At 72.5% G+C, this 20,411-nt stretch carries 19 protein-coding genes; 8 read left to right on the forward strand and 11 right to left on the reverse strand.

All coding sequences use genetic code 11. The features are described from left to right. The first annotated feature begins 78 nt into the window (after window positions 1-78). From ACLBYB_RS06575 to ACLBYB_RS06585, 3 genes are all read left to right on the forward strand, one after another. Window positions 79-768, forward strand: coding sequence for an invasion associated locus B family protein (locus ACLBYB_RS06575; RefSeq protein ID WP_056531428.1), 690 nt, complete (start codon window positions 79-81; stop codon window positions 766-768). 137 nt (window positions 769-905) lie between these two features. Beyond that, complete coding sequence (locus ACLBYB_RS06580; protein ID WP_447698290.1) at window positions 906-4,337, forward strand: hypothetical protein; 3,432 nt, start codon at window positions 906-908, stop codon at window positions 4,335-4,337. After that, window positions 4,334-4,813: an AAA family ATPase gene (locus ACLBYB_RS06585; protein ID WP_427507278.1), complete on the forward strand. Its 480-nt coding sequence runs from the start codon at window positions 4,334-4,336 to the stop codon at window positions 4,811-4,813. Before ACLBYB_RS06580 ends, ACLBYB_RS06585 begins: the two co-directional genes overlap by 4 nt. 19 nt (window positions 4,814-4,832) lie before the next feature. Here the strand turns inward: ACLBYB_RS06585 and fliP are convergent, their stop codons facing one another. From fliP to ACLBYB_RS06600, 3 genes are read right to left on the reverse strand one after another with little or no spacing between them, the layout of a single operon-like run. Further along, window positions 4,833-5,591, reverse strand: coding sequence for a flagellar type III secretion system pore protein FliP (gene fliP, locus ACLBYB_RS06590; RefSeq protein WP_091979301.1), 759 nt, complete (start codon window positions 5,589-5,591; stop codon window positions 4,833-4,835). A gap of 29 nt (window positions 5,592-5,620) precedes the next feature. Then, window positions 5,621-6,688, reverse strand: coding sequence for a lysylphosphatidylglycerol synthase domain-containing protein (locus ACLBYB_RS06595; RefSeq protein ID WP_447698291.1), 1,068 nt, complete (start codon window positions 6,686-6,688; stop codon window positions 5,621-5,623). Window positions 6,689-6,743: 55 nt separating this feature from the next. Next, the gene (locus ACLBYB_RS06600; protein WP_447698292.1) at window positions 6,744-7,190 is read right to left on the reverse strand and encodes a hypothetical protein; all 447 of its coding nucleotides are present in this window, start codon (window positions 7,188-7,190) and stop codon (window positions 6,744-6,746) included. A gap of 191 nt (window positions 7,191-7,381) precedes the next feature. On the opposite strand from ACLBYB_RS06600, the gene ACLBYB_RS06605 reads away from it, so the two are divergent. Together ACLBYB_RS06605 and ACLBYB_RS06610 are read left to right on the forward strand one after the other, a co-directional pair. Next, window positions 7,382-8,692, forward strand: a complete 1,311-nt coding sequence (locus tag ACLBYB_RS06605; protein ID WP_020090838.1) for a capsule polysaccharide transporter — start codon at window positions 7,382-7,384, stop codon at window positions 8,690-8,692. 103 nt (window positions 8,693-8,795) lie between these two features. Then, a complete protein-coding gene (locus tag ACLBYB_RS06610) occupies window positions 8,796-9,080 on the forward strand; it encodes a hypothetical protein (RefSeq protein ID WP_020090837.1) in 285 nt (94 codons plus the stop codon). Window positions 9,081-9,192: 112 nt separating this feature from the next. Here the strand turns inward: ACLBYB_RS06610 and flbD are convergent, their stop codons facing one another. The 8 genes from flbD to ACLBYB_RS06650 form a co-directional block, all read right to left on the reverse strand. Beyond that, window positions 9,193-10,554 (reverse strand): sigma-54-dependent transcriptional regulator FlbD, encoded by a 1,362-nt coding sequence (flbD, locus tag ACLBYB_RS06615; protein ID WP_020090836.1) that lies wholly within the window; start codon window positions 10,552-10,554, stop codon window positions 9,193-9,195. 57 nt (window positions 10,555-10,611) lie between these two features. After that, window positions 10,612-10,944, reverse strand: coding sequence for a flagellar motor switch protein FliN (gene fliN / locus ACLBYB_RS06620; RefSeq protein ID WP_012321962.1), 333 nt, complete (start codon window positions 10,942-10,944; stop codon window positions 10,612-10,614). A gap of 10 nt (window positions 10,945-10,954) precedes the next feature. Further along, a complete protein-coding gene (locus tag ACLBYB_RS06625; protein WP_020090835.1) occupies window positions 10,955-11,566 on the reverse strand; it encodes a FliH/SctL family protein in 612 nt (203 codons plus the stop codon). Further along, window positions 11,563-12,621 carry a flagellar motor switch protein FliG gene (fliG, locus tag ACLBYB_RS06630; RefSeq protein WP_020090834.1) on the reverse strand — a complete coding sequence of 353 codons (1,059 nt, stop codon included), beginning with the start codon at window positions 12,619-12,621 and terminating at the stop codon, window positions 11,563-11,565. Before fliG ends, ACLBYB_RS06625 begins: the two co-directional genes overlap by 4 nt. Before the next feature lie 25 nt (window positions 12,622-12,646). Next, window positions 12,647-14,278, reverse strand: coding sequence for a flagellar basal-body MS-ring/collar protein FliF (gene fliF / locus ACLBYB_RS06635; RefSeq protein WP_091926505.1), 1,632 nt, complete (start codon window positions 14,276-14,278; stop codon window positions 12,647-12,649). 369 nt (window positions 14,279-14,647) lie between these two features. After that, the gene (gene sciP, locus ACLBYB_RS06640) at window positions 14,648-14,923 is read right to left on the reverse strand and encodes a CtrA inhibitor SciP (protein WP_007569077.1); all 276 of its coding nucleotides are present in this window, start codon (window positions 14,921-14,923) and stop codon (window positions 14,648-14,650) included. A gap of 91 nt (window positions 14,924-15,014) precedes the next feature. After that, entirely contained in the window at window positions 15,015-15,701 is a 687-nt protein-coding gene (locus ACLBYB_RS06645; protein ID WP_447698293.1) for a flagellar hook assembly protein FlgD, read from the reverse strand. A gap of 89 nt (window positions 15,702-15,790) precedes the next feature. After that, window positions 15,791-17,347 carry a flagellar hook-length control protein FliK gene (locus ACLBYB_RS06650; protein WP_447698294.1) on the reverse strand — a complete coding sequence of 519 codons (1,557 nt, stop codon included), beginning with the start codon at window positions 17,345-17,347 and terminating at the stop codon, window positions 15,791-15,793. A 239-nt stretch (window positions 17,348-17,586) separates the two neighbouring features. Here ACLBYB_RS06650 and mnmA point away from each other — a divergent pair, with 239 nt between their 5' ends. Genes mnmA through ACLBYB_RS06665 form a run of 3 tightly spaced genes read left to right on the forward strand, consistent with a single transcriptional unit; the run spans window position 17,587 to window position 20,220 of the window. Continuing rightward, window positions 17,587-18,741 carry a tRNA 2-thiouridine(34) synthase MnmA gene (gene mnmA / locus ACLBYB_RS06655; RefSeq protein ID WP_447698295.1) on the forward strand — a complete coding sequence of 385 codons (1,155 nt, stop codon included), beginning with the start codon at window positions 17,587-17,589 and terminating at the stop codon, window positions 18,739-18,741. 25 nt (window positions 18,742-18,766) lie between these two features. Beyond that, a complete protein-coding gene (locus ACLBYB_RS06660) occupies window positions 18,767-19,420 on the forward strand; it encodes a class I SAM-dependent methyltransferase (RefSeq protein ID WP_056531444.1) in 654 nt (217 codons plus the stop codon). Continuing rightward, on the forward strand, window positions 19,417-20,220 hold the full coding sequence (locus ACLBYB_RS06665) for a TVP38/TMEM64 family protein (protein ID WP_447698296.1): 804 nt from the start codon (window positions 19,417-19,419) through the stop codon (window positions 20,218-20,220). The genes ACLBYB_RS06660 and ACLBYB_RS06665 overlap by 4 nt, the downstream gene beginning before the upstream one ends. Window positions 20,221-20,411 lie beyond the last annotated feature (191 nt).

Raw genomic sequence — 20,411 nt, forward strand, 5'->3', positions numbered from 1 at the left:
CCTCCGGCGATTGCGTCGCCCCGGCTTGGGCATTAGGCGGCATTGCCGCCCAATGGCTCTCCGGGGGATCGTGATTCCATGTCGACATTTCGTGCGCTTCTGCGTCTCAGCCTGATCGCGACGTCGCTTGCGGCGGTCCCGAACCTGGCGGCGCGCGCGCAGGATGCCGAACCCGACGCCGCTCCGGCCGCCGAGGCGCCCGCGAAGCCGAAGCCCAAGCCGCGGCCGAAGCCGGCTCCCCACAAGGCGGCCAAGCCTACCGAGGCGGCGAAGCCCGAGGAGGCCGCGACGCCGGCGGCCGCTGCGGCGCACGCCGTGTGGCCCGCCGGCGCCAGCACCGTCAGCGAGAGCTACGGCGACTGGACGATGACCTGCACGCGCCCGAGCGACAAGGTCACCTGCATCGTGGCCCAGTCCCAGGGCGATTCGCGGACCGGCCGGCGCAAGTTCGGCTTCGAACTGCAGACGCCCGCGAACGGCCGGGCCGAGGGGATCGTGCTGATGCCCTTCGGGCTCGCCATCGAGCCGGGCGTGACCTTCAAGCTCGACGAGCAGACCCTCGGCAAGGGCGCCCCCTACACGACCTGCAGCGCCGAGGGCTGCATCGTGGCGATCAGCTTCCCGACGCTCGCCCTCGACGGCATGCGCACCGCCAAGGCCCTCACCGTGACCGGCGAGAAGGCGGGCGGGACCGAGCCGGCCACCGTCACGGTGCCCCTAACGGGCTTCTCGCAGGCCTTCGATCGCGCCGTCGCCCTCGGCGGCTGAGCCGCGCGGCGGCCCGCGGCCTTTTCCGGTTACGGTTAAGCCAGCGTTAGCCGCGGTCGAGCAGGATCCCGCCGAGAAGTGGCGCCGCGCGCCGCGGTCCCTCGGGTGCCGCGCGCCGGGTTCGGATCGGCGAGGCGATGGGATCGGTGGGCGGGCGACCCCGGAACGGTCGAGGACGCGGCGCGCGGGTGCTGACCGCGGCGCTGGCGCTGCTCGCCCTTCTGGCAGGGATCGCGCCCGCGCTGGCCGCGCGGCTCGTCAGCACCAAGGGCAGCGAGGTCGGCACCGGGGCCGGCGGCTACGGCCGGATCGTGCTCACCTTCGACAAGCCGGTCGCGGTCAAGGCGAAGCTCGCCGGCGGCGTCCTGCTCTTGAGCTACGGCGAGCGGGTGGCGCCCGGGCCCGAGCACCTCACGGACGAGATGCCGGCCTTCATCGCCAGCGTCCGCCGCGATCCCGACGGCACGGGGCTCCGCCTCGCCCTGCAGCGCCCTTACCGGGCCAACGTCCAGTCGGCCGGCGAGCGCGTGTTCGTGGACCTGCTTCCGGAGGGTTGGTCCGGCCTCATGCCGCCGCTGCCGGCCGAGGTGATTGCCGACCTCGCCCGCCGGGCCCGGGCGGCCGAGGAGGCGCTCAGGGCGCGCACGCCGGAGCCGGTGCGCCGGGCGCTGTCGCTCGAGCTCGCGCTGCTTCCGACCCTGACGCGGCTGTCGCTGCGCCTCCCCGCGGAGGCCGTCTCCACGGTGACCGCCGAGGGACCCGTGACGCGCGTGCGGGTGATCGGTGCCTGGACGATCGATCCGAGCGGCACCCGCGGCCGTCCGCGCCCCGGAATCGCCAAGCTGGCGACGGAGACCGACGCGAACTCGGCGAGTCTGCTGATCACGCCCGAGGACGGGTTCAGGATCGGCACCGAGCGCGAGGACGGCGCCATGTACGTGGACGTGGTCCGCCCCAAGCCTCTGGAGCCGGCCGCGACCGCCGTCGACGTGCCGGGTCCCGCCGCCGCGAAGCAGGCGCCGCCGCTGCCGGTCGCGCCGCGCCCGGCCCAGGCCAGTGCGCCAGTCACTGTGCCAGTCACGGCGCCCGTCGCTGCGCCAGTCACTGCGCCGGCGGTCGCGCCGCGCTCCCCCGAGCCGCCGCCGACGCGCCGGGCCGGCGGAGGCTTGCTCTTCCCGTTTCAGACCCTCCCGCCGGCGGTCCTGTTCGAGCGCGGCGGGATCGCGACGCTGGCCTTCGAGACCGGCGAGCCGGTGGTCGTCCCGCCGTCGAGCCAGGGCCTCGCGCCGATGGGCGCACCCGCCCGGACGGGGCCGCTCACGGTCGTGCGGTTCCCGGTTCCGCCGGGTCGGCTCGTCGATCTCAACGCCGTCACCACCGGGACCGGCGTGGCCTGGGAACTCTCGGCGGGCAGTGCGCTCAGTCCGAGCGACACGATCGATCCCGTACGCAAGCCCGATCCGTCCGGCCGCATCGCCGTCACCCTGACGCTGCCGCATCCCGGATCGGCGACGTGGCTCGCCCTCGACGATGAGCGGATCGCGGTGGTCACGTCGGCCGCGCAGCGCCCCGTCGGCAATCCGAAGAACCGTCGCTTCGTCGATTTCGAGATCCTGCCGAGCCGGCACGGCCTCGCGGTGCTCGCCGGCGCCGACGATCTGGCGGTGCGGCCCGAACTCGACGGGGTCTCGATCGGCCGCGAGGGCGGGCTCGCCGCGTCCATGGCGGCGCGCAAGCCGGACGTGGCGCTCGTCGACGCGGGGGCCCTCGCGATCGCGAAGGAGCCCTGGGAGCGCGCCAGGATGGGGAATGTCCGCGCGACCCTGCGCGGACTCTTCGACGCGGCCGTCGCGGCGACGCCGACCGAGCGCGGTCCGGCCCGCTTGGCGCTGGCCCGCGCGGATCTCGCCAACGGCCTCGATTACGAGGGCCTCACCGCACTGGAGATCGCGGCCGCCGACGATCCGCTCCTGGCCATCCAGCGCGATACTGCCGTCCTGCGGGGCATCGCCCTGGTCCGGATCGGCCGGAGCGCGGAGGCGCTGAAGGCCCTCAGCGTCCCGCTCCTGAGCGACGATCGCGAGGCCGCCCTGTGGCGCGCGATGGCCTCGGCCGGGGCCGGCGACTGGAAGACGGCGGAAACGGGCTTCCTCAAGGTGCTGCCGCTGGCCGACGGCTATCCCGCGGACGTCGCGCAGACGATCCGGGCCCGGGCCGCCGAATCGGCGATCGAGAACGGCGATGCCGAGACCGCCGCCGCGCGCGCCGAGGCGGAGCGCGACCTGCCGCCCTGGATCCGTGACCGGCTGGCGATGGTTCGCGCCCGCGTGGCCGAGGCGACCGGCCAGACCGAGGCGGCCCTGGACGCCTACGCGCGCCTCGACAACTCGGCCGTCCGTCCGGTCGCGGTCGAGGCCGCGCTCAGGGGCGCGCTCCTGGCGCAGGCCTCCGGCAAGCTCGCGCCCGACGCCGCCATCGAGCGGCTGGAGCGGCTCGCCCTGACCTGGCACGGCGGCCCGGTCGAGGACGGCATCACCGCCGGTCTCGCCCGCCTCTATCTCGCCGCCGGCCGGTGGCGCGACGCTTTCACAGTGGTGCGCCGGGCCAACGTCTTCGCGCCGAACGCCCCCGCGACCGCGGCCCTGGCGCGGGACGCGCAGACGGCCTTCGAGAACCTCTACCTCACCGACAAGGGCGACAAGCTCTCCGGGATCGAGGCCGTGTCGCTCTTCTTCGATTTCCGTGAGCTGAGCCCGATCGGGCGGCGCGGCGACGAGGTGGTGCGCCGTCTGGCCGACCGCCTCGTGACCCTCGACCTCCTCGATTCGGCCGCCGACCTGCTGCAGTACCAGATCGACAACCGCCTCACCGGCCCGGCGCGATCCGCGGTGGCGGCGCGGCTCGCGACGGTCCGGCTGATGGACGACAAGCCGATGGAGGCCCTGAAGGTCCTCGACGCCACCGAGCTGCCCGAGCTTCCGGGCGAACTCAAGCGCGCCCGCGGGCTGGTCCGCGCCAGGGCCCTGTCGGACCTGACCCGCACCGACCTCGCGCTGGAAACGATCGAGGACGAGAGCGGTCCGGATATCGAGCGTCTGCGCGCCGACATTTACTGGGGCGCGCGCCGCTGGCGCGAGGCCGGGGAGGCCCACGAGGCCCTGCTGGGCGATACGTGGCAGTCCGGCCAGCCGCTGGACGATCAGGCGCGCGCCGACATCGTGCGCGCCGCGATCGCCTACGATCTCGCGCACGAGGCCGTGGGCCTGGAGCGGCTGAAGGCGAAATTCTCGGAGGGGATGGCGGCGAGCCCGGACGCCCGCACCTTCGCGCTCCTGACCGGCACCGACCCGACCCGGGCACCGGGCTTCCGGGACATCGCGGCGCGCGCCACGAAGGTCCAGACGCTGTCGGCCTTCCTCGCCGAGTATCGCAAGCGCTATCCGGATGCCGCCGCGCCCGCGCGCGGTCGACCCGAGGCGCCGGGTGCGGGCGGCGAGGCGCCCGCCGCCGGTGCCCAGGGCGGACAGCAGCAGAGCAGCGCCGGGACACCCGGTGCGCCGCCCGGGTGAGCGCGGCGGTCGTCATCGACCCGGACGCCTTCCTCGAGACCGAGCGCGGCCGCGTCTGGACGCCCGAACGGAACGCCGAGGCGTGGCGGCTGGCCCTCGCGGCGCTGCGCGCGGCGCTCGCCGCGGACTCGGTCGAGCGGCTCGTGGTCGTGTGCGGGCTGCAGGGGGCCGGCAAATCGACATGGATCGCCCGGCAGCGGCCCCGGCTCGGCCGCGTCTACTTCGACGCCGCCTTGCCCGGCCGGCGGCACCGTGCGCCGATCCTCGCCATCGCGAGAGCCTGCGGCGTCGCCGCGGAGGCGGTCTGGATCCGCGCGCCGCTCGCGGTCGCCCTCGAGGGGAACCGGCGGCGCGCCGCCGACCGACAGGTTCCCGAGGAGAGCATCCGCTCCGTCGACCGTCTGTTCGAGCCGCCGTCGCGCGCGGAGGGCTTCGCGGCGGTCCGGATCGTCGACGCGACGTCCCGCGCCGGATGACGGCCCGGCACGGCCGCCGTCAGCCGCCGTAGCTCTGGACCAGGGAGCCGGCCACCAGGGTCCAGCCGTCGACCAGCACGAAGAAGATCAGCTTGAACGGCAGCGCGACCGTGGCCGGCGGGACCATCATCATGCCGACCGCCATCAGCACCGAGGCGACCACGAGGTCGATGATCAGGAACGGGATGAACAGCAGGAAGCCGATCTCGAAGGCGCGGCGCAGCTCCGAGATCATGAAGGCCGGCGTGACGATCTCCAGGCCGACATCCTCGGGGCCCTTCGGCGTCGGCACCTTGGCGAGGTCGAGGAACAGCTTCAGGTCCTTCTCGCGGACGTTGCGCAGCATGAAGGTCTTGAACGGCGCCGAGGCGCGCTCGAACGCCTGCGCCTGCGTGATCCGGCCGGCGATCAGCGGCTCGATACCGGCGCTGTAGGCGGCGCGGCCGGTCGGGGCCATCACGAAGGCGGTCAGGAACAGCGCGAGGCTGACGAGCACCGCTGTCGGCGGCGCCGTCTGGGTGCCCAGCGCCGACCGCAGGATCGACAGCACGACGACGATGCGGGTGAAGGCCGTGGCCATCACCAGCACCGAGGGGGCCACCGCCAGGACGGTGATCAGCGCCACGAGCTGGAGGGCGCGCTCGGTGGTGCCGCCGGCACCGAGATCGAGGGTGACGCTCTGCGCGAGGGCCGGACCGGCCGCGAGCACTCCGCCGGCCAGCGCGACCAGTGCGGCGAGCGCGACCGGCGGCAGGCGCAGCTTCGGGACCTGGCGCATCGGGCGTGTCGGCACGGGAAGGTCTCGGGTCACGGACGGTCGCAGGTGGGTGTGGCCGGGCGAACGCCGGCGCGGCGGGCCTCGAGATTCTGCCAGACGAGCAGGGCCGGCAGGCCGAGCACCACGTCGGGCACGCGGCGCGCGAGCGACAGGGCGAGGGCGGTTCCCGCATCGATGCCGAACAGGCCGCAGACCAGCACCAGTCCGCCCTCCTGGACGCCGAGCCCGCTCGGGACCACGAAGGCGGCGGCCTTGATCGCCTGGCTCAGCGCCTCGATCACGAGAATGTCGGCCCAGCCGACATGGTCCACGCCGATGCAGGCGAGGACGACCGCGACCTCGACCGTGCCGAGCAGCCAGGCCAGGGCGTGGAGCGCGAACGATTGAGCGAGGTGTCCCCGGCGGCCCGGAGCCCAGACCGTGTCGAGGGCGCCCTGGATCCGGCGGTTCGGCTCGGGGCGCGCCTCGGCGTCGCGCACGAAGCGCCGGCCGAGGGCGGCGAGGCGATCCTCGAGCACTCGCACGATGCCGGTCCGCTGGAAGGCGAAGAAGGCCGCCACCGCCAGCCCGGCCACGACGAGCGTCCGCAGCGTCCAGCTGGCGAGGGCGGCCGCCTCGGCGCCTTCGACCCGGCTCAGGAGGCCGGCGCCGAGGCCCGCGAACAGGGCGAGCGTTCCCACCTGAAACAGCATGTCGGCCAGCACGGAGGCGGCCGCCAGGGAGCCGGCGACGCCCCAGAAGGTGAGGAGGCGGGCGCCCAGCACGTCGCCGCCCACCGAGGCCACGGGCAGCAGCACGTTGATGCCTTCCCGGACGAAGCGCAGGATCATGCAGGCCGAAGTCGTCGCGGGCGCCAGCCCGTCGAGAATGCGCGCCCAGGCGAGTCCGCAGAGCAGGATCACCACGATCCGCACCAGCGTGACGCCGGCGAAGCCCGCCACGCCGATCCGTCCGAAGGCCGCGGCCACCGCGGCGAGATCGTTGGTCGCCACGAGCCAGACGGCGAGGCCGAGGCCGATCAGGGTGCCGAACAGCGGCAGGCGACGCAGCACGGCGTGGGCCGCCCGCCGCTTCCGGGAAACAGGGTCGCCGGTCACGGTGTGCGGGCCTCGCGTCGAGAGGCGGGCAAGAGCGCGCTCCAGGTTGTGCCGGTCAGCGGACCGGCGGCGATTCGTCGGGTGGTATCGCCGCTAGAGCGGTATTGGGGCCGAATTCGGGGACCCTGCGACGCGGCAGGACGGGATTGAGCACCGCGGCGAGCGCCTCGGCGGGCCCGGCGGCGGGATCGAGCAGGACGACCCGGCCCTCGGCCAGGCTCGCGCCGGTCGCGACCGCCACGGCGCGCTTCGGACAGGGGCCGAGGCAGCCCGATTCCACGATGCACAACTTCTGCCGGCGTCCGCCGCCGCCGCCGTCGCGGGCGGCCCGCTTCCCGGCCTTCTTCAGCGCCGCGCGGAGGTCCCGCCCGCGCAGGCCCTGCCGCTTCGCGCATTTCGAGCAGACGACGACGATCTCGGAGAGTTTGGTCTTGGCCGTGCGGCCGGTCGGGCAGCCATCAGGGGAGCCATCCGGGGCCGCGGCACGCGGTTCTGTCATCATTCGGAGACTGTAGGACGCGATACTGACCCCGGGCTACGGCGCCCGTCGCCGCGGTGCAGCAGCCGGGCGGCGGGCGGGCTGGGCGCCATAAAAAGGGCCTAAAAGAACGGGATTCCGGTAACCGCGCACGGGCCGCCCCTCGGCCGGCGCCGCAGCAGCGGAACCGGCGCAGACCCAGGAACAAAGAGCGGATGAGCTTCGACGACGTCAAGGACGACACGCGCGAAGGCGAGATCGTGACGTTCGCCGCTCCGACCATGACGGAGCTGCGGCGCAGCGCGGAGACGATCCGGCCGGTGCCGGAGAAGCGGACCGCCCGGGCCCTCGTGGCGACCGTGCGGCAGCGCCTCGACTGGAGCCGTCTGCCGGGCCTGCGTCCCCGCGAGGAGGACACCTCGACCTACGGCGCGCGGATCATCCGCCGCGTCGGCCTGTTCGTGCTCCTGCCGACCCTGGTTGTCGGCCTGTACCTGTTCGCGTTCGCGTCCAATCAGTACGTCGCGGAAGCCCAGTTCGCGGTCCGCGGCAACGTCGAGCCGATGGAGAACATCTCGCTCGGCCAGTACACGAACCTCATCCAGAAGCACAACAGCCAGGACAGCTTCATCGTCCGCGACTACATCAACAGCCAGACGCTGGTCGAGGCGCTGGAGAAGAGTATCGGCATCTCCAAGATGTTCTCGCGGTCCGAGGCGGATTTCTGGGCCCGCTTCGACCCCAGTGATCCGATCGAGGACCTGACCAAATACTGGCGCAAGCACGTCGAGGCGCATATCGACTCGATCTCGGGCGTGATCCGCCTGTCCGTGCGCGCCTTCACGCCGGAGGACGCCCTGACCATCGCCCAGGCGGTGGTGTCGCGCTCCGAGGCGCTGATCAACGACATCTCCAAGCGCGCCCAGGCCGACATGGTCGCCCAGGCCGAGGCCGACGCGAAGGTCGCCCAGGACCGGCTGCGCAAGGCGCACGTGGCGCTGCAGGCATTCCGCAATCAGTGGGGTGTGATCGATCCGATCAAGACCGCCGAGGGCACGCTGACCACGCTGACCCTGCTGCGGAAGGACAAGCTCAAGGCCGAGAACGACCTGCAGGTCCTGCGCGGCTCCAGCCTCGACGAGCGCTCGCGCTCGATCCAGACGCTGGTGGCCAACATCGCGGCCATCGACCAGCAGATGAAGTCGCTCCAGGACGAGCTGACGAGCGCCAACGCCGCCGCCGGCGGCCAGAACATGACCGAGGCGCTGCTCCAGTACGAGGGCCTGCTGGTCGAGCGGACCATCGCCGAGAAGCTGGAGGAATCGGCCCACAGCCTGCTCGACCGGGCGCGCATCTCGGCGAGCAAGCAGCACATCTTCCTGGCCACGTTCGTGCCGCCGGTCCTGCCGACCGACAGCCTCTATCCCGAGCGGGGCCACTCCCTCCTGGTGTCGTTCTTCTGCTTCCTGGTGATCTGGAGCTCGTCCGCGCTGCTGATCGCCGGCATCCGCGACCAGAGGATGTAGCGGCATCCGCAGCTCCCGGGATCTGGATCCCGGGCCGCGCGATCTGTAGAGGGAGGCGGCCCGGCCAACCGGGCGCACCTGGATGAGCGAAGTCTAACGGTCCATGTCGGATTTCTCCGATCTCGTCGCGAAGGCGATCCAGCCGTCGATGACCCGTGAGGAGCGCGAGGCGGTCTACACGGTCGTGCGGCAGGCCGTGCTCCGGCTGCAGGAGCGGGAGGCGTTCCCGCCGGACGACCCGCGGGTCGCCCTCCAGCGCCACCTCGTCGAGGAGACGATCCGCGACGTCGAGGGCGACGTCGCCCGCTACGAATCCCTGCGCAAGCTCGACGCGGCTTTCGCGGCCCAGGCCGAAGCCCACAAGGCGGCCCAGAGCGGGCGGCGCTAGGGCGTCACCGCCGGTCCGCCCCCGTCACGGCACGGGTACGCCCGGCCCTTCACATCCGTGACGTTCGCCGTCGTCCGGCGCGTCCGCGCCGGGGCCGCTCCGTGGATGCGCGTCAGCCGCAGGCGACGCTCGCCCGGACGCTGCCGGGCTCGGCCACGTCCAGGCCCGCCGACACGTACTCGTTGAGCTTGTTGCGCAGGGTCCGGATCGAGATGCCGAGGATCTTGGCCGCGTGGGTCCGGTTACCGAGGCAGTGGTCCAGCGTGTCGAGGATCAGGTCGCACTCGACCTGCGCCACGGTCCGGCCCACCAGCCCGCGGGTGGCGGCCTCGGCGACCTGGGCGGCGCGCGCGGCCGGCCCCTCGACCGCGAAGGTCTCGCCCTCGGGCGACAGGATCGCCTCCGGGCCGATCGCGTCGCCCGAGGCGAGCAACACCGCCCGGTGCAGGGTGTTCTCCAACTCGCGCACGTTGCCGCGCCACGGGTTCCGCAGCACGAGCGCCCGGGCCTCCGCGGAGAGCGGCCGGACCGGCATTCCGTTCACCGCGGCGTATTTCCGGGCGAAGTGGGTGGCGAGTTCGAGGATGTCGGCCGGGCGCTCGCGCAGCGGCGGGAGCCGCAGGCCGACGACGTTGAGCCGGTAGAGCAGGTCCTCCCGGAACGTGCCCTTGCGGACCTCCTCGGCGAGGTTGCGGTTCGAGGTGGCCAGCACGCGGATGTCGACCCGCACCGGGGCGGTGCCGCCGACCCGGTCGATCACCCGCTCCTGAAGCGCCCGCAGCAGCTTGGCCTGCAGGCGCACGTCCATCTCGGAGATCTCGTCGAGGAGCAGCGTGCCGCCGTTGGCCTCCTCGAACCGGCCGATGCGCCGGGCGACCGCGCCGGTGAACGCGCCCTTCTCGTGGCCGAACAGCTCGGATTCGAGCAGGGCCTCGGGGATCGCCGCGCAGTTCACCGAGACGAAGGGCTTGCCCGCCCGATTGGACTTCTGGTGAACGTGCCGGGCCAGCACCTCCTTGCCGGTGCCGCTCTCGCCGGTGATCAGCACCGAGGCCTCGGAGCGGGCGACCTGCTCGGCGAGCTTGACCACCCGCTCCATGGACGGATCGCGCCAGACGAAGGCGGCGCGGTCGGTGGCGACCGCTTCCAGCACCGCCGCGATCATCTCGGGATCGGGCGGGAGCGGGATGTACTCCTTGGCGCCGGCCCGGATCGCCGCCACGGCGGCCGAGGCGTCCGCCGAGACGCCGCAGGCGACCACCGGCGTGCGGATCCGCTCTCCCTCCAGCGCGGTGACGAGGTCGCGGATCGGCAGACCCACGTCGATCATGATGAGGTCGGCGCCCCGCGCGCGCAGGACGGTGAGGCCCTGCGGCACGGCGTCGGCCTGCGTGACGGCGGCGCCGCGCTGCATCGCGATCTTCGAGGCGGTGATCAGCTCGCCGTTGAGCCGCCCGATCATCAGGAGCCGCATGGTTCGTCCCTCTCAAAACCCGCGCGCGGACAGCACATCGGCGTCCGCGGCTGAAATTCACTCACCCTTGACGATCTCGGTCATCGTCACGCCGAGCCGGTCCTCGACGAGGACGACCTCGCCGCGGGCCACCAGCCGGTTGTTGACGAACACGTCGATCGCCTCGCCGACCTTTCGGTCGAGTTCGAGCACCGCGCCGGGCGCGAGCCGGAGCAGGTCGCCGATCGGCATCCGGGCGGAGCCGAGCACCGCCGAGACCATCACGGGCACGTCGAAGAGCTGCTCCAGGTCGGCCGCGGTCTTCGGGGTGGTGGGCGCGTCGCGGATCGAGCCCGCGGCGTAGTCGGTGTCGTGCTCACCGAGCTGGGGCAGGCTGAAATCGTCGGACATCAGGATCTCCTCACGGGCCCGTCGGCAGGCCGAGGGCGTCGAGCACCGCCGCCTCGATGCGGGCGCGCTCCCGCACGATGCCGCCGTCCGCCCACTCGATGCGGGCGTCGCCCGCCGCCATGTCGGGGTCGCCCAGCACCACGAGCCGGCCCTCGTAGCCGCGCTCGCGCGCGAGGCGCTTCACCAGGGTCTCGGCCTCCTCGACCAAGCCGTCGTGCACCCGCACCACCAAGTGCGGCACGCCGCGCAGGTGCTGGAGCGCCGTCCGGGCCGCCTCGCCGATGCCGGCGAGCGGGGCGGCGTCGAGGGCGTCGCCCGCGACCTTGCGGGCGATCAGCATCGCCACCTCGACCGCCTGCGCCTCGCGCTCGGCGTCGCGCGCGTCGGCCTGGGCGATCAGGCCCGCGGCGGCGAGCGCCAGGCGGGTCATGGCGTCGGCGAGCCGGCCCTGGACCTGCGCCTCGGCCTGGACCCGGCCCTCCTGCATGCCGCGGGCATGGGCCTCGGCCTCGGAGCGGGCCGCGGTCTCGGCGGCGCGCAGGGCCTCGGCGCTGGGGCGGCCGCTGCGGAAGTCGGTCTCGAACAGGAACGGCTTCGCGCTCCGGGCGGATTGGGCGCTCAATAGACCAGCTCCTCCTCGGCGCTATTCTTGGCGATCATGATCTCGCCCTTCTCGGCGAGGTCCTTGGCGATCTCGGTCATCTTGGCCTGCGCCTCATCCACCTCCTTGAGGCGGACCGGCCCGAGCGAGGCCATCTCGTCCGTGAGGTTCTTGGCCGCGCGGGTCGACATCTGCCTCAGGAAGAAGCCGCGGGTCGGCTCGTTGGCGCCCTTGAGCGCGCGGCACAGGGTCTCGTTGTCGATGCTGCGCAGCAGGGTCTGGACGCTGCCCGGATCGAGTTTCAGCAGGTCCTCGAAGGTGAACATCAGCTCGCGGATCCGCTTGGCCGAGCCGCGGTTCGCCTGGTCGAGGGCGGCGAGGAAGCGGCCCTCCGTCTGCCGGTCGAAGGCGTTGAACACGTCGGCCATCATCTCGTGGGCGTCGCGGCGCTGGGTCTGGGCGATAGTCGACACGAACTCGACCCGCAGCGTCTCCTCGATGTGGCGCAGCGCCTCCTTCTGCACCGTCTCCATGCGCAGCATCCGGTTGAGGACGTCGATGGCGAAGTCCTCCGGCAGGATGGTGAGCACCTTCGCGGCGTAGTCGGCGCGCACCCGCGACAGCACCACCGCCACGGTCTGCGGGTACTCGTTGCGCAGGAACGATGCGAGGATCTCCGGGTCGACCTGGGCGATCGAGGCCCAGACGCGCTTGCCCGACGCGCCCTTGATCTCCGCCATGATCAGCGAGACCTGATCGCTGGGGAAGATCTTGAGGAGCAGCGCCTCGGTCCGCTCGAAGTTCGACGAGATGCCGCCGCTGTTGCCGAGCTTGGTCACGAACTCGATGATGAGCTTCTCGACGGTCTGCGCCTCCAGCGTGCCGAGCTGGACCATGGCGGCGCTGACCTTCTTGATCTCCTCCTCCTCGAGCATCTGCCAGATCGGAGCGCCTTCCTCCTCCCCGAGCATCAGCAGGAGCGCGGCGGCGCGCTGCGGCCCGGGCATCGACGCGAACGAATCGCCGCCCGCCGTCGCCAGCGTGTTCGCCAGACCCAGTGCCGCACCTGCCGCCATCGTGTCGCCCTCGACGCCCTACGCTTCACTCTTCCTGGATCCAGGTGCGCAGCACCTCGACGGTCTCGGACGGGCTCGCCCGGACCATGTCGACCACGCGCTGGACCGTCTCGGCCTGGACCTGGCCGTTGATCTTGGCGAACTCCATCAGCCGCGCGGTCGGGTTGTCGCGGTCGATGACCGTCACGGTCTGGCCCGGACCCGCGACCGCGGCGGCGTCGCCGGGGAGCGCCATTCCGGACGCCGTCAGGACCGGGGCCTCTGGGACCGGCGCGAGCACCTGGCGCACCAGGGGGCGGACCACCGTGAGCAGGACGATGAGCGTCAGCAGCGCCAGGACGGCGAGCTCGGCCATGCGCAGCACGTCCTCCTTGGTGGGGGCGAGCAGCGACTGGATCAGCGTGGGCTCGGTGAATTGCGGCACGCTCGGCGCCTCCGCGAAGCGCAGGTTCACCACCTCGATCTGGTCGCCGCGGGCCTTGTCGAAGCCGACGGCGCCGCGCACCAGCGCGGTGATCCTCTCGATCTCGGCGGGCGTGCGCGGGCTGTAAGTCTGCTTGCCGTCGGGGGCGGTGGCGTAGACGCCGTCGAGCACCACGGCGACCGACAGGCGCTTGATCCGGCCGCTCTCGGCGATCTCGGTCTTGGTGACCCGCGAGATCTCGTAGTTGGTGGTTTCCTCGTTCTTGTTGGTCGCGTCCTTGGGCGTCGGCGTCTTGTCGCCGCCATTGGCGCCGGGCAACTCGTTGCCGACGCTGACCTGTCCCTCGGCATTGCCGGTGACCGCCGATTCGGTGCGGGTCTGGGCGGAGCGCACGACCCGGCTCTCGGGATCGAAAGTCTCGGAGCGGCTCTCGACCCGGTTGAGGTCCAGTTCCGCGTTGACCTGGACGCGGGCCCGGCCCGGGCCGACGATTCCGGCGACGACGTCCTCGATCTGGCCGCGCAGGCGCCGTTCGAGGCCGACCTGCCGGTCCTCGAACCCGCCGGCGACGTCGGCCGCGGCGTCCCGGGCGCCGTCGGCCAGAAGCCGGCCGCGCTCATCGACGATCGAGATCCGTTCGGGCTTGAGGCCCTCCACCGCGGAGGCCACGAGATGGCGGATCGCCCGGACCTGCCCGGAATCGAGATCGCCCATCAGCTTCAGCACGATCGCCGCGCTCGGGCTCTCCCGGTCCCGCTCGAACAGGCGGCGCTCCGGCAGCACGAGATGGACGCGGGCCGCCTGGACCCGCCCGATCGCCCGGATCGAGCGCGCCAGTTCGCCCTCCAGGGCGCGCAGATGGTTCACGTTCTGAACGAAGTTGGTGGACGAGAACGCGTCGCCCTTGTCGAAGATCTCGTAGCCGACGCCGCCCTGGGTCGGCAGGCCCTTGCCGGCGAGGTCCATGCGCAGCTTGGCGAGGTCCGGGCGGGGGGCCAGGATCGTCTGCCCGGCATCGCCCCGCGTCTCGTAGCGGATGCCGCGGCTGTCCAGCTCCCGGACCACGGAGGCCGAGTCCTGCATCGACAGGTCGGAAAACAGCACGCCCATGTCGGGGCGCGAGACCCGCAGGATGATGAAGGCGAAGAAGCCGATTAGCGTCAGCGTCACCGCCGCCATGGCGGCGATTCGGGCCGGTCCGAACTTCGTGACGAGATCGAGAACCGGCTTCACGGGAGGATTCGCTGCACTCTAACGCTGGCGGACCCCGGCGGCCCGCTCGGCAGAAATTGCCCAGGTCGTGGTTAGCGGGTCGTTAATGCGGAGGCGTCCCACGGGCTCGGATGCGGGCGCCGGAACGACCGAAGCCGCGCCCGGGGTCCGGACGCGGCTTCGTGAGTCCTCGGATTCGAGCGGGCCAGCCCCTCGGCGCCGTCTGAGGTCGTCGCTGCGGGCGGGTGGCCTTCGCGTCGGTCCGGGGCCGCGAAGCGGGTCCCTCGACCAGAGTCGCCGAGGCGCCGGGTCCGGCACCCGCGGCCTCGATGAGACCCGGAAGCGCCGGCGGCGTCCCGGGATAGGGGCGCCCGGCACGGGCGCCGCGGATCAGTGACGGTAGTGCTGGATCCGGGTCGTCCGCAGGCCGGCGAGGCCGTGCTGGTCGATGGAGAACTGCCAGCTGAGGAATTCCTCTGTGGTCAGCGTGTAGCGCTTGCACGCCTCCTCCAGGCTGAGGAGGCCGCCGCGCACCGCGGCCACGACCTCGGCCTTGCGCCGGATCACCCAGCGACGGGTGCTCGGGGGCGGAAGGTCCGCGATCGTCAGGGGGCTGCCGTCGGGCCCGATCACGTACTTCACTCTCGGGCGGCTCGGTTCGGTCATGATACGCTCTACACTCGACTGACCTGTCGAGCATTGAAGGTACTTGTGCCCGCTTAAGAGATGTTGAAGCGAGTCACTCGGATGTGATTCGTTAAGTGCCACTTGTGGACAACCCGATGGTCTGGACGCTGGACAGCGGCACGCGCTGCGAACCGATCACCAGCACCGGCGACGTTCCGCTGAGATCGACCTCGTCGACCGTGCCCGTGAGGCTCGTATCGACCGAAACGCTCGAGCCGGTGGCATCCGTGGCCGCCACCTTGATCGAGTAATTCCCGCCGGGCGCGGTCAGGCCGGCCGAGGTCTTGCCGTTCCACGTGTAGGTCTGGCTGCCGGCATTGAGCGCGGTGGTCTGCGTGGCCACGACGTTGCTCTTCGAGTCCAGGACCGTGATCACCGCCTTCGAGGCGGCCCGGGCCGGGTTCAGCGTCCAGGAGGCGGAGCCGCCGGACAGCTGCGAGGCGCTGCCGTCGGCCGACACGGTCTTCCCGATGTAGCTCGTGGCCGAGGCCGAGCTCGCCGATTGCGAGGCGCTCAGGATGCTGTCGAGGCGGTCGTTGGTCTTGAGCTGCTGCTCGACGCCGGCGAACTGCACCAGCTGCTGCGTGAACTGGTTGGTGTCCATCGGGTCGAGGGGGTTCTGATTCTTGAGCTGCGTGGTCAGCAGCGTCAGGAACTGCGTGAAGTTGCTGGCGATCTCGGTGGCGTTGCCGCTGCTGCTCGTGGACGAGCCCGTCGTGTTCGTCGTGCTCGTCAGGCTCGATATACCGCTCGTCATGCTGATCTCTCCTGTGCCGCGTCCTGGCGCAGGGGCCGGATGCGCGTCGTGTCTGTGTGGGTCCGCGATGCGGGCGCCGCGCGTACCGCCTAGATCCTCATGTCGAGGCCGCCGTAGCCGCGCAGGACGCGGATCGGGGCGACCTCGTGCGGGGCTTCCGCCTGATCGCGCGACCAGCCCGTGCCGCCCCCGCGCGGGGAATCGCCCGGCTGACCGCCGCTGCCGCCGCTCTGGGCGCTTCCGTCGCCCCGCAGCGACAGGTTGATCCCGCCGGCCGAGGGATCGAAGCCGGCCTGGGTCAGCGCCTGCTGCAGCTGGCCGGCGTCGCGCTGGAGCAGCGCGAGGGTCTCGGGCCGGTCGACCACGAGGTGGGTCATGACGCGGCCGTGTGCCTTGTCGATCTCCAGCTTAACGTCGATGCGCCCGAGCTCGGCCGGGTCGAGCCGGATCTGGAACTCGTTGGATCCGCGCAGCGACCTCAGGCCGATGGTCATCGGCACCTGGCCGATCGGGATGGGTGGGTCGGTCTGGAGCGACGCGGTCTGCGTCGGCGCGGCGGTCTCCTGGGCGGCGCGCGTCGTGTCCACGGCCTGGCCGGATGTCGCGGGCGGCGCCGGACCACCCTGCGCCGCCGCGGGCAGCGTCTGAAGCGGACCTGCGCCCTGGCCAACGTCGGTCAGGGCGGTGAGGAAATCCTGGGCCGCCGCATCGGACGTCGCGGCCGCCGCGCCGCCGGCCGTCAGGCCGTCGACCGGGACGCTGCCCGGTCCGACTTTGCCGGGTTCGTGACCGGCGCCCGCCGATGCCGGAGCGGTCCCGGCGATGCTGGGTACGGTTCCGGCCGCGCGGCCGCCGCCCTGAGCGTTCGTGCCGGAAGGGCCCGCGGTTGCGCCGGTTCCGGAGAGAGCCGCCGAGCCGTCCTGCGCTGGCGCCGTGCCGCTACCCGCATCCGTCTCAGCCTCGGCCTCGGTCTTGACCGTCCCGGTCGCGCCGCCCCCCTCGGACAGCGCGGCGATGAGGGCCAGCAGGGAGGCGGACGGCCCCGAGGCCGCGGGCTGCGCGGCGGGCTCGGCCTTCTGCGGCGGCACTGCCGCGTCGGCCTCGGGGCCTGCGGTGCCGGCCGCCTCGGCGGCCGGATCCTGCCCGGCCGCGACGGCCTCGGAATCCTGCTGCCCGGCGGCTCCCGTCCGGCCGGTCTCGGCGGTGCGCGCCGCGCCCGCCTTCGGAGCCTCGGCGCGCGCGCCCGCGGCGGAGGGCGGTCCCTCGGCCCGCGCGGCCGAGGCCGGCGCATCCGCCGGCTTGGCGAGGCTGACCCTCTTGTCCGCGACCCGGGCCTCGGTCTGAAGCGCCGCATCCCGGGCGCGGTCGCCGGCCAGCCGCGCGGCGTCGGCCTGATCGCGCAGGTCGGCCTGACGGGCGCGGGCCGAGGCGGCGACGTCGCGCTGATCGGCGGCGCGGGCCCGCGCCGTCGCGGCGTCGTCGCGGGCCTGGGCCGCGCTCAGGGCGGCGCCGAAGCGGTCCTGCGCGGAATTGCCGGCGCGGGCCGCCACGCCCGCGGCCTCCCAGCCCGAACGCTGCGCCTGCGCGTTCCGCGCGGACGGAATCCACGTGGTGACATCCAAACGATCCGCCGCGCCGCTCGCCATTCCGGACTCCTCTGGGCCGCACAGCAGCAAGGCGCGCGCCACCGTACCGGACGGATAAGTCTCTAAAAAATATCGTTCTCTGCTTGCAGCGCGCGGGTCGGACCTGATCGAAGCTGCCGCCCGCCCGGCAGGATCTGCCGAGTGTCCGATCCCGCTGCCCTGGAAAGCCGGGCGAAGTCCCGCTATAGACGGCCCGTGCAGCCAGGGAGCTTTCGGGCCGGCGGCTGCGGACCCTCGCGATGAACGCCCTCGATCTTCCCAAAGCCCCCCACGAGACGCGCGTCGTCGTCGCCATGTCGGGCGGCGTCGATTCCTCCGTGGTCGCGGGCCTGCTGAAGCGGCAGGGCTTCGACGTGGTCGGCGTCACGCTCCAGCTCTACGACCACGGCGCGGCGAGCCACCGCAAGGGCGCGTGCTGCGCCGGCCAGGACATCCACGACGCCCGGGCGGCGGCGGAGCATCTCGGCATCCCGCACTACGTCCTCGACTACGAGGATCGCTTCCGCGACGAAGTCATCGAGAAGTTCGCCGAGAGCTACCTCGCGGGCGAGACGCCGATCCCCTGTGTCGAGTGCAACCGCACGGTGAAGTTCCGCGACCTGCTGGGCCTCGCCCGCGACCTCGACGCCGACGCGCTCGCCACCGGCCACTACGTGGCCAGCCGGGCGCTCCCGGGCGGCGGCCGCGCGCTCTACCGCGCCCTCGATCCCGCCCGCGACCAGAGCTACTTCCTCTACGCGACCACGGCGGAGCAGCTGGACTTCCTGCGCTTCCCCCTGGGCGAGATGGAGAAGACCGAGACCCGCGCGCTCGCGAAGGATCTCGGCCTGTCGCTCGCCGAGAAGCCGGACAGCCAGGACATCTGCTTCGTACCGCAGGGCCGCTACAGCGACGTGATCGCGCGTCTGCGCCCCGACGCGGCGCGGCCCGGCGAGATCGTCGACCTCGCCGGCCAGGTTCTCGGCCGGCACGACGGGATCGTGCATTACACGGTGGGCCAGCGGAAGGGCCTGGGCCTGTCCGGGCCCGAGCCGCTCTACGTCGTGCGGCTGGAGCCGGACTCGGCCCGCGTTGTGGTCGGGCCGCGCACGGCGCTGGCCACGACCCGGATCCGCCTCTCGGACCTGAACTGGCTCGGCGAGGGGCCGGTGGCGGCCGTGCGCGACCTGCCGGTGGCGGTCCGCGTGCGCTCGACCCGTCCGCCGCGCTCGGCAACGCTGACGGTCGGGCCGGACGGCGCGGCCGAGGTCGTGCTCGCCGAGCCCGAGGACGGCGTGTCGCCGGGCCAGGCCTGCGCGATCTACGCGGATGACGGCCCCCGGGCCCGGGTCCTGGGCGGCGGCACCATCCGGCGTGTCGACGCGTTGTCGGCCCGGCCCCGCGAGGCCGCCTGATCTCAACCTCTGGAAACTTCGAACGATGCTGAGCGAGCCGCAGATGGCCGGGCCGAGCACGGCCCTGATGCGCAAGGCCTATGCCCGCTGGGCCCCCGTCTACGACGTGGTCTACGACAAGCTCACCGAGCCCGCGGCCCGCGCCGCCGTCGAGGCGGCGGCCGAGCACGGGCCGCGGATCCTGGAGGCCGGCGTCGGCACCGGGCTGGCGCTGGGCTACTATCCGAAGGCCAGCTTCGTCTGCGGCGTCGACCTCTCCGAGGACATGCTCAAGCGCGCCCGCGCCAAGGTCCGGCGCCGGAACCTGGCCCACGTGAAGGGCCTCCAGGTGATGGACGTCTGCCACCTCGGCTACGCCGACGCGAGCTTCGACGCCGTCGTGGCCCAGTTCCTGATCACCCTGGTGCCCGACCCCGAGGCCGCGATGTCGGAGTTCCTGCGGGTGGTGCGCCCGGGCGGCGGCATCGTCCTCGCCAACCATTTCGGCCAGAGCGACGGCCCTCTGGCCCGGGTCGAGGAAGTCGTGGCGCCGCTCTGCACGAAGATCGGTTGGTCGTCGGACTTCAAGGCGACGCGGATCGAGGCCTGGGCGCGGCGCAACGGCGTCGAGGTCCTGGGGTTGAAGCCGACCTTCCCGGGCGGGTTCTTCAAGATCCTGCGGATGCGCAAGCCCGGGTGAGCGAGACCGGCAACGCCCCCGTCGCCGAAGGCTGCGTCGAGAACCGCGAGGGGCGCTGGAAGCGCCTGCGGCGCTGGCTCCCGCTGGCGCTGCTCCTGACGGTGTCGGCGGTGGTCCTGGTCTCGGGAGCCGCGCAACTCCTCAGCCTCGACCGCCTGCTCGCGTCCCGCCTCTGGCTGCGCGGCTTCGTCGAGGCCGGGTATCTCCGCGCGCTGGTCGCGGCCTACTGCCTCTATGTCGGGGCCGTCGTCGTGTCGGTGCCGGCCACGCTGATCCTCACGATGGTCTGCGGCTTCCTGTTCGGCATCGTGCCGGGGGCCCTCACCGCGGTCTGTGCGGCCACGACCGGGGCGGCCATCGTGTTCGCGATCGGCCGCGGGCCCGGCGCCGACCTGCTGCGGCGCATGGGCGGCACGCGCCTGGCCGGGCTGGCCGAGGGCTTCCGCCGCGACGCCTTCGGCTACATCGCGGTGCTCCGCCTCCTGCCGCTGTTCCCGTTCTGGGTGACCAACCTCGCGCCCGCCGCCTTCGGGGTGAAGATGCGGGTCTTCGTGCTCGCGACGTTCCTGGGGCTGCTGCCGGGCGCGGTCGTGTACGCCACCACGGGCGCGGGCATCGAGGACGTCGTCGCCGCCCACGAGGCCGCCAGGGCCGCCTGCCTCGCGACGGGGTCGGGCGGCTGCGACCAGGCCCTGACCCTGCGCGCCCTGGTCACGCCCAAGATGGTTGCAGGTCTCGCGATGCTGGCCGTCTTCGCCCTGGTCAGCATGCTGCTGAGCCGCCGCGCCCGACGCGGCTGAGATGCGCCGCCGAGACGCGCGATCCGCCACCGGCTGTGTTTTTCGGTGTCTGAGGGCGCGTGCAACCGCTTGGAGGGTGATATCGTATAGTGCTCGCCGCCGGGAGCCTGTATTCCCGCCTGCGAATCTGTGGCTTGCGAACATGTATCCCGCGAAGGCCGAACCCGGCTCGAGCTTTCTCAATCCTCTCT

The sequence above is a fragment of the Methylobacterium sp. D54C genome (assembly GCF_053345595.1).

Excerpts from the sequence above, each read along its gene's own strand:
- sciP (WP_007569077.1), bottom strand. The coding sequence starts at position 14,923 with ATGACCGAACCGAGCCGCCCGAGAGTGAAGTACGTGATCGGGCCCGAC.
- ACLBYB_RS06650 (WP_447698294.1), bottom strand. The coding sequence starts at position 17,347 with ATGGCGAGCGGCGCGGCGGATCGTTTGGATGTCACCACGTGGATTCCG.
- fliG (WP_020090834.1), bottom strand. The coding sequence starts at position 12,621 with ATGGCGGCAGGTGCGGCACTGGGTCTGGCGAACACGCTGGCGACGGCG.
- mnmA (WP_447698295.1), top strand. The coding sequence starts at position 17,587 with ATGAACGCCCTCGATCTTCCCAAAGCCCCCCACGAGACGCGCGTCGTC.
- ACLBYB_RS06610 (WP_020090837.1), top strand. The coding sequence starts at position 8,796 with ATGTCGGATTTCTCCGATCTCGTCGCGAAGGCGATCCAGCCGTCGATG.
- ACLBYB_RS06605 (WP_020090838.1), top strand. The coding sequence starts at position 7,382 with ATGAGCTTCGACGACGTCAAGGACGACACGCGCGAAGGCGAGATCGTG.
- ACLBYB_RS06660 (WP_056531444.1), top strand. The coding sequence starts at position 18,767 with ATGCTGAGCGAGCCGCAGATGGCCGGGCCGAGCACGGCCCTGATGCGC.
- flbD (WP_020090836.1), bottom strand. The coding sequence starts at position 10,554 with ATGCGGCTCCTGATGATCGGGCGGCTCAACGGCGAGCTGATCACCGCC.
- fliP (WP_091979301.1), bottom strand. The coding sequence starts at position 5,591 with ATGCGCCAGGTCCCGAAGCTGCGCCTGCCGCCGGTCGCGCTCGCCGCA.
- ACLBYB_RS06575 (WP_056531428.1), top strand. The coding sequence starts at position 79 with ATGTCGACATTTCGTGCGCTTCTGCGTCTCAGCCTGATCGCGACGTCG.
- fliN (WP_012321962.1), bottom strand. The coding sequence starts at position 10,944 with ATGTCCGACGATTTCAGCCTGCCCCAGCTCGGTGAGCACGACACCGAC.
- ACLBYB_RS06645 (WP_447698293.1), bottom strand. The coding sequence starts at position 15,701 with ATGACGAGCGGTATATCGAGCCTGACGAGCACGACGAACACGACGGGC.
- ACLBYB_RS06600 (WP_447698292.1), bottom strand. The coding sequence starts at position 7,190 with ATGATGACAGAACCGCGTGCCGCGGCCCCGGATGGCTCCCCTGATGGC.
- ACLBYB_RS06580 (WP_447698290.1), top strand. The coding sequence starts at position 906 with ATGGGATCGGTGGGCGGGCGACCCCGGAACGGTCGAGGACGCGGCGCG.